The sequence below is a fragment of the Bacillus sp. FJAT-18017 genome (assembly GCF_001278805.1).
Classification (GTDB): Bacteria; Bacillota; Bacilli; order Bacillales; family Cytobacillaceae; genus Bacillus_D.
The window spans coordinates 3197501-3212907 of sequence record NZ_CP012602.1 but is presented as its reverse complement, the minus strand read 5'-3'; the positions used below and the strand labels follow the sequence as shown (position 1 = coordinate 3212907).

The following is a 15407-nucleotide window of genomic DNA, read 5'->3' as shown; positions in this document are numbered from 1 at the left end:
TATGTGGACAATCATTGAACAGATTTTTCCTTATGCGATTGTATTTACAATGCCTCTTCTCATTACAGCCTTGGGCGGCCTTTTCAGTGAACGAAGCGGTGTAGTCAATATCGCACTTGAAGGTCTGATGGTTTTTGGTGCATTTGCAAGCGCCCTGACTGTTTATTTCCTGAGTGATTCAATTAACAACAATTCGCTCGTCCTTTGGATTGGATTATTTGCAGCTGTCGCGGTGGGCATGCTTGTTTCATTGCTCCATGCTTTCGCAAGCATTAACCTAAACGCTAATCAAATCATTAGCGGTACAGCAATAAACCTGATAGCGACAGCCTTGACAATCTTTTTGGCCAGAAATATTACTGGAAGCGGTAATATACGGATTCCAAATAGTTTCGCACCATCCAATGTACCATTTTTAAAAGACATTCCAATCATTGGTGATTTGTTTTTCACAAAAACCTATACAACAACCTGGTTCATTCTGGTTGTATTGGTAATCAGCTGGTTTGTTTTGTTTAAAACAAAATTCGGCCTTCGCCTCCGCTCTTGTGGGGAATTTCCACAAGCAGCTGAAGCAGCTGGTGTAAATGTAAGGCGAATCCGCTATAGCGGTGTTATAATTTCAGGTGCATTCGGAGGACTTGGCGGAGCATTAATTACCTTGACATATGCCGGAGAATTTACCGGCACCGTTTCAGGTCTGGGCTTCCTTGCTCTCGCAGCACTTATTTTTGGACAATGGCGCCCATTTGGTGTACTAGCTGCCGCATTTTTCTTCGGTTTTGCAAGTACAATTGCCAACGTATCACAGGTAATTCCTGAACTGTCTGTTATTCCGCCAATCCTGTTGAAAATTTTCCCTTATGTGGTAACTTTGATTGCACTGGTACTATTCTCGAAATCGTCCCAGGCTCCAAAAGCTGCCGGAGAACCATTCGACTCTGGAAAAAGGTAATGATAACATAAAAGACCTTCTGCGATAAAGCAGAAGGTTTTTTTATATCTGGATAAATTCATTAAATTTGTTAGGCTGACAAATTATAGATAGAATATATTATAATTACCAGGAAAAAATAAATACTATATGTAAAAGGATATATGTGTTGATTCCTTGTGAAGGAGGATTTTAATGGCTGTCTTATCAGAAACAACGATCGCGATGAAGGGGTATAACCTGCATATCGCCAAAACAGGCAAATACAAAACCAATGCAATTGTATTTAAGATGAAAGCACCGTTAAGTGCGGAGGATGCAACAGCCCGCGCATTGGTTCCACATGTTCTGCAAAGCTCTTCCGAACGTTTTCCGACAACGTTAAAGTTAAGGTCTTATCTCGATGAGCTGTATGGAGCCGTTTTTTATGTTGATTTAGCGAAAAAAGGAAATTATCATATCATCTCTTTTTTTATTGAAATTGCAAACGAAAAGTTCCTTGCCGATTCATCACCACTTTTGAGGAAGGGGTTTGAATTCCTTAAAGAAATCCTCCTTAATCCACTTGTTGATGAAAATGGGTTCAATGCTTCCACCGTCGATAAAGAAAAGCGCACCCATAAACAAAGGATTCAATCTGCATTTGACGATAAGATGCGCTATTCCAGCCTTAGGTTAATTGAGGAAATGTGCAAGGGCGAAGCCTATGCTGTAAATGTCAATGGAAAGTTGGAGGATGTCGACAGGATTACGACACAAAGCTTGTATACCCAGTACCAGCGGGCGCTTGAAGAAGATGAGTTGGATCTATATGTAGTAGGCGATGTTGATGATGAGGAAGTACAGTCACTGGCCGGTGAACTCTTCACATTTCAGCCTAGAAATCCTAAGAAACTTAATGATAAATCATATGCCCAAAAGGAAGCTGAGCAGGTCATCAAGGAAGTTCAGGATGTTAAGCAGGGTAAACTAAACATAGGCTACAGGACAAATACATTTTATGGCGATAAGGACTATTATGCCCTCCAGGTTTTCAACGGAATTTACGGAGGCTTCTCACACTCGAAGCTGTTTATCAATGTGCGTGAAAAAGCAAGCCTTGCCTACTACGCGGCGAGCCGGCTTGAAAGCCATAAAGGGCTTATGATGGTCATGTCAGGTATTGACCTTAAAAACTTTGATCAAGCTGTCGGGATTATTAAAGAGCAGATGGATGAAATGAAAAAAGGCAATTTCACTGATGCTGAACTCGAACAAACTAAGGCTGTCATCGTCAATCAGCTTCTGGAAACTATTGATACAAATCGAGGGATCGTTGAAATCCTCTATCACAATGTTGTCGCAGGTGTCAATCTAACACTTGACGAATGGATTGCCGGAATGAATGAGACAACCCGGGAAGAAATTGTCTCGATTGCCCAGAAAATTGACCTTGATACAATATACTTCCTGACTGGAAAGGAGGAGTCCTAACTTGGAGAAAATTGAATTCAGTCAATTAAAGGAAGAACTCTATTACGAAAAGCTTCCAAATGGCCTTGATGTCTACATCCTGCCAAAACAAGGTTTTAACAAAACATATGCTACTTTTACAACAAAGTACGGTTCTATTGACAATACATTCAAACCACCTGGTAAGAGTGAATATGTAAAAGTTCCTGACGGGATTGCCCACTTCCTTGAACACAAACTTTTTGAAAAGGAAGATGGCGATGTTTTTCAGCAGTTCAGCAGGCAAGGGGCTTCGGCAAACGCCTTCACTTCCTTTACGAGAACAGCTTATTTGTTCTCAAGTACTTCAAGAGTTGAAGAGAATCTGGAAACGTTAATGGATTTCGTTCAAGAACCATACTTTTCAGAAAAAACTGTTGAGAAGGAAAAAGGGATTATCGGCCAGGAGATTACCATGTATGATGATAATCCTGACTGGCGCCTATATTTTGGATTGATTGAAAATATGTATCATAATCACCCTGTCAAAATTGATATTGCCGGAACAATCGAGTCGATTGCTAAAATTGATAAGGATATGCTTTATGAGTGCTATAACATGTTTTATCATCCTTCCAATATGCTTCTTTTCGTCGTCGGACCTGTCGAGCCGGAAAAAATAATGGGCCAGATAAAAGATAACCAGACGAAAAAACAATTTGAAGCAAGAAATGAAGTGGAAAGGAAGTTTGAACCAGAAGCAGTTGGTGTTTCTAATCCAAAAAAAGTGCTTGAAATGAATGTCCAAACTCCGAAATGTCTTGTCGGCCTAAAAGCACAAAACGTTGGTACGAACGGTGAAGAAATGCTCATTCAGGAACTTTCCATCAACCTGCTCCTTGATATTCTCTTTGGAAAAAGCTCAGGAAATTATACCCGCCTTTATGACGAGGGCCTTATCGACGAAACGTTTTCCTTCGATTACACCCAGGAACACGGGTTTGGCTTTGCGATGGTTGGCGGGGATACTGCAAGGCCTGATGAACTGGCGAATGCCTTGAGAGGTGTACTTGAAAATACAGGTGAAATTTCTGCCGATCAGCTTGAAAGGGCAAAACGAAAAAAAATTGGCTCTTTCCTAAGGGCGATCAACTCTCCGGAATTTATTGCGAATCAGTTTACCCGGTACGCTTTTAACGAAATGGATTTGTTCGCGGTAGTACCGGTACTTGAAAAAATTACTCTTGATGACATTCAAAAGGTTTCAAGGGATCTTTTTTCAGAAGAACGCTTTACAGTATGCCAGGTAGTGCCATTGTCAAAATAAATAGTATCGTGGAAGGCGCCATTAAGGCGCTTTTTCCCTTCATTAAGAGGTTTCTTATAATATCGAATAGCCTTCGTTATACGTAAAGAATCCCGCATATGAGTTTTGAAGTATCTTAACAAAAGTAATGTCTCAAAAGGGTGAGGAAGTATGAAGAGATTCGCATTAATCACGGGTGCAAGCGGGGGAATTGGAACGGCTGTTGCTAGGGAGCTTGCGGGAAATGGATATAACTTATATCTCCATTACAATTCAAATGAAACAGTTGTAAAAGAGTTGATTGAGGAGCTAGGACAATATGGCGGAGATTATGTGCCAATCTTTGCGGATTTTTCTAGTGCAGGCGGGTACAAGCCGCTGCTTTCCTCTGTCCTTAACCTAGATACCATTATCCATTGCAGCGGAAATAGTATCTATGGGCTCTTGCAAGACCTGTCCGATCAAGAACTGGAGTATGTATTTAATATTCATGTTATGAATCCAATTCTTTTAACACGCTCACTGCTGCCTAAATTGCTTATGAAAAAATCAGGCTCAATCATCATGGTCTCTTCAATATGGGGGCAAACAGGTGCAGCATGTGAGAGTGCATACTCAGCCGCAAAAGGGGCTCAATTATCTTTTGTGAAGGCACTTGGAAAAGAGCTCGCATTAAGCGGGATAAGGGTGAATGCGATAGCACCGGGGGCAGTGAATACCAGTATGCTCGGGAGTTTCAGCCCCGAAGAGTTGGATGCTATAGCTGGAGACATCCCAATGGGAAGATTAGCGCAGCCAGAAGATATAGCAAAGGGAATTGCCTTTCTTATTTCAGACAGTGCATCTTATATTACTGGGCAGGTACTTCCGATCAATGGGGGATGGTATACATAGGAAACGCCAAAAGAGGATTATTTAATTCGTTAATATAAAAAACATGAATAGCGAGCGACCCCTCCCGGCAAACTAACTGTGTCTTAACAAAAAGGAGGGATACTGATGTCTGTATTAGATAACTGGAAACAATGGGAAGACTTCCTTGCTGACAGGCTCCACCAAGCACAGGATGAAGGCGTCAGCAAAGATGTTGTTTCTGACCTTGCCTATCAGATTGGTGATTATCTTGCTAACCAGGTTGAACCAAAAAATGAGCAGGAGAGGATTCTTGCCGATTTATGGTCTGTAGCCGATAAAGATGAGCAGCAAGCCATTGCGAATATGATGGTAAAGCTTGTTCAAAATAACGGAACCCGGTAAAAGAGAGGAGCATCCTCTCTTTTTTTATTTTTTATAGGAATTCTGCATCTATGTGAATAATAATAATATAAATGGTTTTTCCTTTCTCTTTAATCAAAAATCATTTAATATAGGTATAGATAATTATGATGAAATTTGTCAGAAGTTCGGGCAGGAGGTACATATGACAAAGAAAGAATGGTACGTTGAGTACGAAATTACTAAAAACCGCCCTGGCCTTCTCGGCGATATATCTTCCCTTCTTGGTATGCTGTCCATAAATATAGTTACGATAAATGGTGTCGATCAGGGAAGGCGAGGCCTTTTAATTCTTGCCGAAAGTGATGACCAAATCCAAAGGCTTGAGTCGATATTACATACAATGGATACAATAAGACTAATAAAAGTGAGAGAACCTAAATTACGGGACCGGCTTGCAGTCAGGCATGGGCGCTATATCCAGCGGGATGCCGATGATAAAAAAACGTTTCGGTTTGTCAGGGACGAGTTAGGGTTATTAGTTGATTTTATGGCTGAACTGTATAAACAAGAAGGCCATAAGCTAATTGGCATTAGAGGAATGCCCAGGGTAGGGAAAACCGAATCGATTGTTGCAGCAAGCGTTTGCGCAAACAAAAGATGGCTGTTTGTTTCATCTACGCTCTTAAAGCAGACAATCAGGAGCCAGCTGATTGAGGATGAATATAACTCTAACAACCTTTTTATTATCGATGGCATCGTGTCTACAAAACGGGCAAATGAAAGGCATTGGCAGCTGGTAAGAGAAATAATGCGCCTGCCTGCAGTTAAGGTTATTGAACATCCGGATATTTTTATAAGGAATTCCGAATATACAATGGATGATTTTGATTATATTATTGAACTCCGCAATGATGCTGAAGAGGAAATAACCTATGATGTTGTTGACCTAAAGGATGGGTTCCCGGCGTCTAATTTTGGGGACTTTGATTTTTAATAAAGTTGGAAGGTGTTTGAATTGACAGAGTTGGGTAACCGGCTGAAGGAAGCAAGACTGGCTAAGGGGCTAAGCCTTGATGACCTTCAAGCTGCGACGAAAATACAAAAAAGATATTTGGCTGGCATCGAGGAAGGAAATTATTCGAGTATGCCAGGAGATTTTTATGTCCGTGCATTTATAAAGCAATATGCAGAGGCTGTTGGGCTTGATCCTGACGAGGTCTTTGATACGTACGAGGGAGAGATTCCATCCCCTGTCAGAAAAGACCTGCCTGAGCAGCTGTCAAGGGTAAAATCCAGAAAGGGCTTGGCTGAAGGAAACTCCCGGGTTTTTGATTTACTTCCAAAAATTCTTATTTGGGTATTCATCATTGGGCTAATGGCTGGGGTTTATGTCATTGCCCAAAACTTTGTTGGCGATAATACCGCTCCAAAGCCAGAAAATAAACAACCCCCAGCCAGCATTGTCGAAAACGAAGATAAGAAAAATGAAGATAATACTGCAGGTGACAAGGAAGACACCAAGGAAGATGAGGAAACCGAAGAACCAGCAGAACCAGAAACCCCCGCCCAGGAGCTCGTTGTTGCTGAGAGTGCTGGCGGATCGACTACCTATGACTTGAAAAATGCCGATAAATTTGAACTTAAAGTAGTTTCCAAAGGTGAAACTTGGGTGGAAATAAAAAATGGCAGTGGAAAATCTTTCTTCAGAGGGATGTTGGTAGAGGGTAAGGAAAAAGCTGACCACACAGTCGACTTGACGAACGAGTCGGAAGCAGTTATGCGTGTCGGAAAAACCTCTGATACAGAAATTTATGTAAATGGGCAAAAGCTTGAATACGAATCAAAAGAAATTACACAAAATATTACGATTCGCTATATCAAGACGGAACAATAGTCATCCCTAGATGATGGCTATTTTTTCGCGCCCTAGACTTTGAACATCCTGGAGGAAAGAAAATGAATGTCCCTAATAAAATTACGATCTCAAGAATTTGTCTTATTCCGCTTTTTCTGATTATAATGCTAGTCCCATTTAATTGGGGCGAGCTAAATCTGCTCGGTACAAAACTTCCAGTCGCACATCTGGTTGGAGCCCTGCTATTCATTATCGCCGCTTCCACTGACTGGGTGGATGGATATTATGCAAGGAAGTATAACCTTGTTACAAACATGGGGAAATTCCTCGATCCGCTTGCGGATAAGTTGCTAGTTTCTGCGGCTTTGATTGTCCTCGTAGAACTTCAGCTAGCACCATCCTGGATTGTTGTTATCATCATCAGCAGGGAATTTGCTGTAACCGGACTGCGCCTCCTCCTTGTAGAAGGCGGTGAGGTTGTGGCGGCCAATATGCTAGGCAAGATCAAAACGTGGGCGCAGATTGTTGCAATCTCAGCTTTGCTTCTCCATAATATTATTTTTGAAATGATAGGTTTCCCATTTGATGATATAGCTTTATGGGTTGCACTTGTTTTCACAGTATGGTCAGGATGGGATTACTTTTCCAAGAACATGCATGTCTTTAAAAACTCCAAATAGATGCGATTGAAGGTGTGATGGACTGTTGAATGCTGAAATTATTGCGGTAGGCTCTGAATTGCTGCTAGGCCAAATCAATAATACAAATGCGAAATTTCTGTCGGGGCAGCTTGCCCTGAACGGAATTAACGTGTTTTATCATACTGTTGTTGGCGATAACGCTGAACGATTCAAAAGCGTCCTTAGTATAGCTGAAACTCGTTCGGACTTAATCATTGTGACGGGCGGGCTTGGACCTACAAAGGACGATTTGACTAAAGAAACGGCAGCCGCCCATTTAGGGGTCGGCCTTGTCATGGATCAGAAAGCGATGGAAGGAATTGAACTTTTCTTTAAGCGGACTGGCAGGGAAATGACTGAAAACAATAAAAAGCAAGCACTTGTACTAGAGGGGGCCCAAGTCCTGCAAAACGACCATGGCATGGCACCTGGAATGCTTGCTGAAAAAGACGGAAAGCTCTACATGTTCCTTCCTGGACCGCCTAGGGAATTGGAGCCTATGTTCCTATCCTATGGAACGCCAGCCCTTATGTCCAGAATAGAAGAAAATGAACAAATCATTTCGAGGGTACTTCGATTCTTTGGTATAGGCGAAGCTCTTTTAGAGCACGAAATTGAGGATTTAATTGACAGCCAAAGCAATCCTACAATAGCTCCGCTTGCATCTGATGGAGAGGTAACCTTAAGGATAACCGCAAAGCACTCAATCCTGGAAACAGCCATTCAACTGCTTGATGAGGTGGAAAAGGAAATCCTTGATCGTGTGGGTATGTATTTTTACGGATACGATGATACATCACTAATGAATGAAGTAGCCAAACATCTAAAAATAACAGGTCAGACGATCTCAAGTGCAGAGAGCTTAACGGGCGGGATGTTCCAAGAACAATTCACAAGCATCCCTGGTGCCGGAAGCAGCCTTAAGGGCGGTGTTGTCTGTTATACGAATGAAGTTAAGGCTAAAGTTCTTCATGTTAATAAAGAAACTATAGAGAACGATGGGGTTGTAAGTGCACAATGCGCTCGTGAGCTCGCTGAAAATGTTGCAAGCCTCGTCAATGCGGATATAGGTATTAGCTTTACTGGTGTTGCCGGTCCGGACGAGTTGGAGGGAAAGCCGGTCGGCACGGTGTATATTGGTATAAGTATTAAAGGAGAGCCAACTACAGTAGAAAAGCTGAATCTTGGTGGAAGCCGTGAAGCAAACCGTATACGGACAGTAAAATATGGGTGTTATTTCTTGTTAAAACGGTTAAAGGAAACGAAGGAGGCCAATTAGGCTCCTTCGTTTTTTACATAAATAATTTCTGTTAATAATGAAAGATTGCATTTTCAGTGTGAGTTGAGTTGTGAAAATGATTATTTCAGACAGCAAAATCAATTTTTTAAGACTAACTTGGGAAGAAAAAAAACGAATAGATGTTCGTGTTTTTAGTGGACAAATGGACTGGAAAATAGTATAGTAATAATAGAAGTAATTTGCTAGATTGAATGCAATCGCTTATGCTTTTATATATATGACCTTAAGGAGGAAACACAGTGAGTGATCGTCAGGCAGCCCTTGAAATGGCGTTAAAGCAAATTGAAAAGCAGTTTGGAAAAGGTTCTATAATGAAACTTGGGGAAAAGACAGACACACATGTTTCCATTGTTTCAAGTGGATCCCTTACCCTTGATATTGCGCTTGGAGTTGGAGGATATCCACGCGGGCGTATTATTGAAATTTATGGACCTGAAAGTTCAGGTAAAACAACTGTTGCGCTCCATGCAATCGCTGAAGTCCAGGCAAAGGGAGGAACGGCTGCGTTCATTGATGCCGAGCATGCCCTTGACCCTGCTTATGCACAAAAACTAGGCGTCAACATAGATGAGTTGCTGCTTTCCCAGCCTGATACAGGGGAGCAGGCACTTGAAATTGCCGAAGCGCTTGTTCGAAGCGGAGCGGTCGACATCCTTGTAGTAGACTCCGTAGCGGCACTTGTACCAAAAGCTGAAATTGAAGGTGAAATGGGTGAATCCCATATGGGATTGCAAGCACGCCTTATGTCCCAGGCACTTCGAAAGCTTTCTGGTGCAATCAATAAGTCCAAGACCATTGCCATCTTTATTAACCAGATTCGTGAAAAGATAGGGGTTATGTTTGGTAATCCGGAAACTACACCTGGAGGCCGGGCGTTAAAGTTCTATTCGACTGTCCGTCTTGAAGTGCGCCGTGCTGAAACCTTGAAGCAGGGCACTGAAATGATTGGAAACAAAACGAAGATTAAGGTTGTTAAAAACAAGGTAGCTCCGCCATTCCGTACGGCCGAAGTCGACATTATGTACGGTGAAGGTATTTCAAGGGAAGGCGAAATTGTTGATATTGGCTCTGAGCTTGATATTGTCCAGAAAAGCGGTTCCTGGTACTCCTATAATGAGGAACGCATTGGCCAGGGACGGGAAAATGCCAAGGCTTTCCTTAGGGAGAATCCTGAAATTCGCGAACAGGTCAAACAGAAAATCCGTGACCATTATGGCCTCGATGGTGTTAAGGTCGTGAAGGAAGAAGAAGAGGACGAGCCAGAACAATTTGAATTGATTGATTAATCATATCAACGAAGCAAAGCCGTTACGGCTTTGCTTTTTTGGATTGAAACTGAACGTTAACATCCCCTTTATTTTTCTTATACCATATTTTGGTTTATGATAGGGCTGGAGTATGGACTTACCCTTGACAATAAATATTGTCAGCTATACAATTAAAATTGTATATTTTACATTTTTGGTAATTTTACATGTTAAAAGCCTTGGTGCTTGCTGTATGTTGAACACAATGTACATGCCGACACTTGAAAATGTAACAAAAGTTCATAGCAAGAGGAGGTGTAACAATGGAACCCATTACATTCATCTCCATTTTGCTTGGCCTATTCGTCGGTGCGGTTGTTGGCTATTTTATTCGTAAGTCCTTTGCAGAAAAGCAAATAGCTGGTGCTAAAAGCGCAGCTGAACAAATCCTTGAAGATGCTAGACGTGATGCTGATGCCTCCAAGAAGGAAGCGCTTTTGGAAGCAAAGGATGAAATTCACAAGCTTCGGACTGAAGCTGAACGTGAGGTTCGGGAACGAAGAAATGAACTGCAAAAACAAGAAAACCGGTTACTGCAAAGAGAAGAAAATTTGGACCGGAAGGATGATACGCTAAACAAGCGCGAATCCCTTTTGGAGAAAAAGGATGATTCTCTTAACCAAAGACAACAGCATATTGAACAGATGGAAAGCAAAGTGGACGAGATGGTACGGGCCCAGCAAACCGAGCTCGAAAGGATCTCGGGACTGACTCGGGAAGAAGCGAAAGCGATCATTCTGGATCATGCCGAAAAGGAACTTGCGCATGATATGGCTTTAATGATCAAAGAAACCGAAAACCGCGCGAAGGAAGAAGCGGACAAGAGGGCAAAAGAAGTCCTCTCTCTTGCAATCCAGCGTTGCGCTGCAGACCATGTGGCAGAAACGACTGTTTCAGTTGTTAACCTGCCTAACGATGAGATGAAGGGCCGCATAATTGGCCGTGAGGGTAGGAATATTCGAACCCTCGAAACGCTGACTGGTATCGATTTAATCATCGATGATACACCGGAAGCAGTCATCCTGTCCGGATTTGACCCGATTAGGCGCGAAACTGCCCGCCTGGCACTTGAAAAGCTCGTTCAGGATGGAAGAATCCATCCGGCACGAATTGAAGAAATGGTGGATAAGGCACGCCGCGAGGTTGATGAGCATATCCGGGAAATCGGAGAGCAAACAACCTTTGAAGTTGGGGTACACGGATTGCATCCGGATCTAATCAAGATTCTTGGTCGATTGAAATTCCGTACAAGCTACGGCCAAAATGTCCTTAAGCACTCGATGGAAGTTGCACAGCTATCAGGGCTGTTGGCAGCCGAACTCGGGGAGGATGAGACACTGGCCCGCCGTGCAGGCTTGCTGCATGATATCGGCAAAGCGATTGACCATGAAGTCGAAGGCAGCCATGTTGAAATTGGCGTTGAGCTTGCTACAAAGTACAAAGAGCATCCAGTTGTTATTAACAGTATTGCTTCCCACCATGGTGACAAGGAACCAACTTCAATTATCGCAGTACTTGTCGCTGCCGCGGATGCATTGTCCGCTGCAAGGCCGGGTGCAAGGAGCGAAACACTTGAAAACTACATTCGCCGCCTGGAAAAACTCGAAGAAATATCCGAGTCCTATGATGGTGTTGAAAAGTCCTTTGCCATTCAGGCCGGCCGTGAAGTTCGAATTATGGTTAAACCTGAATCAATAGATGACCTTGCAGCCCACAGGCTTGCGAGGGATATCCGGAAACGGATTGAAGAAGAACTCGATTATCCGGGCCATATCAAAGTTACGGTTATCCGTGAAACCCGGGCAGTTGAATACGCTAAATAACAACGAAGGACAGCACCCATATTGGGGGCTGTCCTTTTTTACATTTAACAATGGAACTAGTGTGATACAATGGGGCGTAAAGACTAACTGAATTGGGGTAGGAAAATGGACATATTATTTATTGGCGATGTTGTCGGCTCTCCCGGCCGGGATATGGTGAAAGAATATTTACCTAAGTTAAAAGAAAAATATAGACCGCATTTGACAATCATCAACGGTGAAAATGCAGCCGGGGGAAAAGGAATTACCGAAGCCATATATAAAAGTTTTCTTGAATGGGGAGCACAAGCCGTAACACTTGGGAATCACACCTGGGATAACCGGGATATTTTAGACTTTATTGAAAAGGCCAAATATATGGCCCGCCCTGCAAACTTCCCAGAGGGAACACCTGGTAAAGGGATTGTTTATGTAAAATTAAATGACTTGGAAATTGCGGTTATTAATCTGCAAGGCAGAACATTTTTGCCGGCATTAGATTGCCCATTCAGAAAAGCTGACGAGCTAATTAAAGAGGCGAGCACAAGGACTCCATTTATTTTCGTGGATTTCCACGCTGAGGCCACGAGCGAAAAGCTCGCAATGGGATGGTATCTTGCTGGAAGGGTGTCTGCTGTTGTTGGGACACATACCCATGTTCAGACAGCGGATAACCGTATCCTGCCAGGTGGGACTGCTTATATAACAGATGTAGGCATGACGGGTCCCTACGACGGAATCCTCGGTATGGAGAAAAATGTAGTCATTAAGCGTTTCTTAAATTCTATGCCAGCCCGCTTCGAAGTGCCGAAAGAAGGCCCGGTGCAGCTGTCGGCTGTTTTAATGGAGCTTGACCGAAAATCTGGAAAAGCAAAGAAGATTAATCGCATCCTGATAAATCCCGATCATCCACTCTATAGCTAAGAAAGATGACAAAAATCCTCCTTGCGGGAATATGTCCCAATTGCCGTGAATATAGTAACAATGGAAAGATATATACCTGAACTGTCCATGAGCTGCTCATGCGGGATCGGGATTATACGAGGAGGAGCTAGGAATGGAAATATTAAAAGTTTCAGCAAAATCTAATCCTAATTCTGTAGCTGGTGCGCTTGCCGGGGTTCTGCGCGAAAGAGGAATGGCGGAAATCCAGGCAATTGGTGCAGGCGCATTAAACCAGGCGGTAAAAGCAGTAGCGATCGCACGAGGATTTGTAGCACCTAGCGGTGTCGATTTGATTTGCATCCCTGCATTTACCGATATACTGATTGACGGTGAAGAACGGACTGCCATAAAATTGATTGTAGAGCCAAGGTAATAATTAAATTAACTGTATGTCAGACCGGTAAACTAAAGCCAAGCCTGCTTGTACCACTCAAGCAGGTTTTTTTATGAGGAAACTCAATGACAATTAGAGGAGGCGGAACGGATGGCAGTATTTGATGCCCATTGTGATGTGCTTTTAAAAATGTATGAGGATCCTTCAATTCAATTTAAGGATTCTGAAAAGCTTCAGGCCAATTTAGATGGAATGAAAGAGGCGGGTATTAAGCTTCAGGTTTTCGCTATTTTTGTACCGCCGGAACTAAGAGGAGAAAAGGCGTTTGAGGCAGCAAAGGACATGGCTCGGATATTTCACGAGAAAGTTATTGATAATTCGATGGTTGTTCATGTAAAAGACCTAGCGGCCCTAAATTCTTTAAAGGAAAATCAGATGGGGGCAATGCTCTCGCTTGAAGGCTGCGATTCAATTGGAAAGGATCTCAATAAATTAAAGATATTACTGGATATGGGGGTTTCTTCAGTAGGGCTAACATGGAACTGGGCCAATGCCGTTGCTGATGGAGCCATGGAATCCCGTGGTAGAGGACTTACTCCGTTCGGGCGTGAAGTTGTCGGGCTCTTGAATCAAACCAACACATGGTGCGATGTATCACATCTATCTGAGAGAGGATTTTGGGATGTTATGGAGCTTGCAGATTTTCCAATGGCATCTCATTCAAACGCATTTACAAAATGCCCTCATCCACGGAATCTAAAAGATGACCAAATTAGAGCGATCATTAGAGAAGATACAGTAATGGGGCTTACGTTTGTTCCTTATTTTCTTAGTAAAGCAGGTAAGGCAACGATTACCGATGTACTTCGCCACCTTGATCACATTTGTTCTCTTGGAGGGGAAGACCATATTGGGTTTGGCTCGGATTTTGATGGGATTGATAAGACCGTAGAAGGGCTTTCCACAGCATTTGAATACGAAAATTTAATTAATGAACTACAAAAACACTATTCTGAAATACAAGTTTGGAAATTTTTATATAAAAACATGGAAACGAGGCTGCCGAAATAACCTTATAAAATCAATGCATCTGCAGATAACTCTTTAAAAATAGGCAAAAATATTGGTCTATAAATCTCACTTTTAAAAAATATTCAAATTTTAGACAATATTATGCCTCAAAGTGTTGCAATTTTTGTCACATAGGTCTAGAATTAAAACCGTTTAGTACCTGCCAGATTTTTTTGAATGGAAATGCAAACGCTTAATTTCAAGCGGATTTCTAGTGAATTATCTGAAAAAGTGCTACACTTCAGTTGTAAGATATGAACTATTATTTTTTTACATATCCAAAGGGGTGTAAAGGATGATTAATCAACTTTCCTGGAAAGTTGGAGGACAGCAAGGGGAAGGTATTGAAAGTACGGGAGAGATTTTTTCAATCGCATTAAACAGGCTTGGTTACTACTTGTATGGCTACCGTCACTTTTCATCAAGGATTAAAGGCGGCCATACAAACAACAAAATCAGAGTAAGTACTACCCAAATCAGATCCATCTCCGATGATCTTGATATATTGGTAGCTTTTGATCAGGAAACAATCGACTTAAACTACAAAGAGTTACATAGCAATGGCGTAATCATTGCTGATGCAAAGTTTAAACCTGTGAAGCCTGAGGATACACAGGCAGTCATGTACTCGGTTCCGTTTACTGAAATCGCTACTGAACTTGGCACCTCTCTAATGAAGAACATGGTTGCAATAGGTGCAACAACTGCAGTCCTTGATCTGGACATTACAGTCTTTGAAGAAGTAGTTCGTGAGATTTTTGGCCGTAAAGGCGATCAGGTAGTAGCGAAGAACATGCAAGCGATTCAGGCTGGCCATGATTTCATTACTGAACAGCTTGAAGGAATTCGTACAATGCAGCTTGAAAAAGCAGATGGCAAAAAGAGAATGTTCATGATCGGCAACGATGCAATCGCATTAGGTGCTGTAGCCGGAGGATGCCGCTTTATGGCAGCCTATCCTATTACACCTGCCTCTGAGATTATGGAATACCTAATCAAGAAACTGCCTGCTTTGGGCGGCACCGTCATCCAGACGGAAGATGAAATAGCAGCTGCCACGATGGCAATTGGAGCCAACTATGCAGGTGTCCGGGCAATTACTGCTTCCGCTGGCCCTGGCCTATCATTAAAGATGGAAGCAATCGGGCTTGCCGGGATTACAGAAACTCCAATAGTTATTGTTGACACCCAGCGTGGGGGACCTTCCACAGGCCTTCCCACTAA

15 protein-coding genes (1 of these 15 cut by a window edge) are annotated in these 15407 nt (G+C 42.5%); all 15 read left to right on the top strand.

Annotated features, from left to right (window positions below):
- Nucleotide 1: 1 nt before the first annotated feature.
- A complete protein-coding gene (locus AM500_RS15045; protein ID WP_053599948.1) occupies nt 2-955 on the top strand; it encodes an ABC transporter permease in 954 nt (317 codons plus the stop codon).
- Nucleotides 956-1129: 174 nt separating this feature from the next.
- A complete protein-coding gene (gene yfmF / locus AM500_RS15040; protein WP_053599947.1) occupies nt 1130-2407 on the top strand; it encodes an EF-P 5-aminopentanol modification-associated protein YfmF in 1278 nt (425 codons plus the stop codon).
- 1 nt (nt 2408) lies between these two features.
- Complete coding sequence (gene yfmH, locus AM500_RS15035) at nt 2409-3692, top strand: EF-P 5-aminopentanol modification-associated protein YfmH (protein ID WP_053599946.1); 1284 nt, start codon at nt 2409-2411, stop codon at nt 3690-3692.
- Nucleotides 3693-3842: 150 nt separating this feature from the next.
- The gene (gene ymfI, locus AM500_RS15030; RefSeq protein WP_053599945.1) at nt 3843-4565 is read left to right on the top strand and encodes an elongation factor P 5-aminopentanone reductase; all 723 of its coding nucleotides are present in this window, start codon (nt 3843-3845) and stop codon (nt 4563-4565) included.
- Between the two features lie 105 nt (nt 4566-4670).
- Nucleotides 4671-4928 (top strand): DUF3243 domain-containing protein, encoded by a 258-nt coding sequence (locus tag AM500_RS15025; protein WP_053599944.1) that lies wholly within the window; start codon nt 4671-4673, stop codon nt 4926-4928.
- Between the two features lie 163 nt (nt 4929-5091).
- Nucleotides 5092-5883 (top strand): DUF3388 domain-containing protein, encoded by a 792-nt coding sequence (locus tag AM500_RS15020; RefSeq protein WP_043933289.1) that lies wholly within the window; start codon nt 5092-5094, stop codon nt 5881-5883.
- Between the two features lie 12 nt (nt 5884-5895).
- A complete protein-coding gene (locus tag AM500_RS15015) occupies nt 5896-6783 on the top strand; it encodes a helix-turn-helix domain-containing protein (protein WP_331457335.1) in 888 nt (295 codons plus the stop codon).
- A gap of 62 nt (nt 6784-6845) precedes the next feature.
- Nucleotides 6846-7424, top strand: coding sequence for a CDP-diacylglycerol--glycerol-3-phosphate 3-phosphatidyltransferase (gene pgsA, locus AM500_RS15010; protein WP_053599942.1), 579 nt, complete (start codon nt 6846-6848; stop codon nt 7422-7424).
- A gap of 25 nt (nt 7425-7449) precedes the next feature.
- Nucleotides 7450-8703, top strand: coding sequence for a competence/damage-inducible protein A (locus AM500_RS15005; protein WP_053599941.1), 1254 nt, complete (start codon nt 7450-7452; stop codon nt 8701-8703).
- Nucleotides 8704-8963: 260 nt separating this feature from the next.
- Entirely contained in the window at nt 8964-10010 is a 1047-nt protein-coding gene (gene recA / locus AM500_RS15000; RefSeq protein ID WP_053599940.1) for a recombinase RecA, read from the top strand.
- 284 nt (nt 10011-10294) lie between these two features.
- Complete coding sequence (gene rny / locus AM500_RS14995; RefSeq protein ID WP_053599939.1) at nt 10295-11854, top strand: ribonuclease Y; 1560 nt, start codon at nt 10295-10297, stop codon at nt 11852-11854.
- Between the two features lie 105 nt (nt 11855-11959).
- Nucleotides 11960-12757: a TIGR00282 family metallophosphoesterase gene (locus tag AM500_RS14990; protein ID WP_053599938.1), complete on the top strand. Its 798-nt coding sequence runs from the start codon at nt 11960-11962 to the stop codon at nt 12755-12757.
- 133 nt (nt 12758-12890) lie between these two features.
- Entirely contained in the window at nt 12891-13151 is a 261-nt protein-coding gene (gene spoVS / locus AM500_RS14985) for a stage V sporulation protein SpoVS (RefSeq protein ID WP_043934344.1), read from the top strand.
- A 111-nt stretch (nt 13152-13262) separates the two neighbouring features.
- Nucleotides 13263-14183, top strand: a complete 921-nt coding sequence (locus AM500_RS14980) for a dipeptidase (RefSeq protein WP_053599937.1) — start codon at nt 13263-13265, stop codon at nt 14181-14183.
- A gap of 295 nt (nt 14184-14478) precedes the next feature.
- Nucleotides 14479-15407, top strand: partial view of a 2-oxoacid:acceptor oxidoreductase subunit alpha gene (locus tag AM500_RS14975; RefSeq protein ID WP_053599936.1) — the 5' portion only. It continues 805 nt past the right edge of the window; 929 of the gene's 1734 nt are visible here — the first part of the coding sequence; the start codon lies at nt 14479-14481; its stop codon lies beyond the right edge, outside the window.

Excerpts from the sequence above, each read along its gene's own strand:
- AM500_RS15045 (WP_053599948.1), top strand. The coding sequence starts at position 2 with ATGTGGACAATCATTGAACAGATTTTTCCTTATGCGATTGTATTTACA.
- yfmF (WP_053599947.1), top strand. The coding sequence starts at position 1,130 with ATGGCTGTCTTATCAGAAACAACGATCGCGATGAAGGGGTATAACCTG.
- ymfI (WP_053599945.1), top strand. The coding sequence starts at position 3,843 with ATGAAGAGATTCGCATTAATCACGGGTGCAAGCGGGGGAATTGGAACG.
- AM500_RS15025 (WP_053599944.1), top strand. The coding sequence starts at position 4,671 with ATGTCTGTATTAGATAACTGGAAACAATGGGAAGACTTCCTTGCTGAC.
- AM500_RS15020 (WP_043933289.1), top strand. The coding sequence starts at position 5,092 with ATGACAAAGAAAGAATGGTACGTTGAGTACGAAATTACTAAAAACCGC.
- pgsA (WP_053599942.1), top strand. The coding sequence starts at position 6,846 with ATGAATGTCCCTAATAAAATTACGATCTCAAGAATTTGTCTTATTCCG.
- rny (WP_053599939.1), top strand. The coding sequence starts at position 10,295 with ATGGAACCCATTACATTCATCTCCATTTTGCTTGGCCTATTCGTCGGT.
- AM500_RS14990 (WP_053599938.1), top strand. The coding sequence starts at position 11,960 with ATGGACATATTATTTATTGGCGATGTTGTCGGCTCTCCCGGCCGGGAT.
- spoVS (WP_043934344.1), top strand. The coding sequence starts at position 12,891 with ATGGAAATATTAAAAGTTTCAGCAAAATCTAATCCTAATTCTGTAGCT.
- AM500_RS14980 (WP_053599937.1), top strand. The coding sequence starts at position 13,263 with ATGGCAGTATTTGATGCCCATTGTGATGTGCTTTTAAAAATGTATGAG.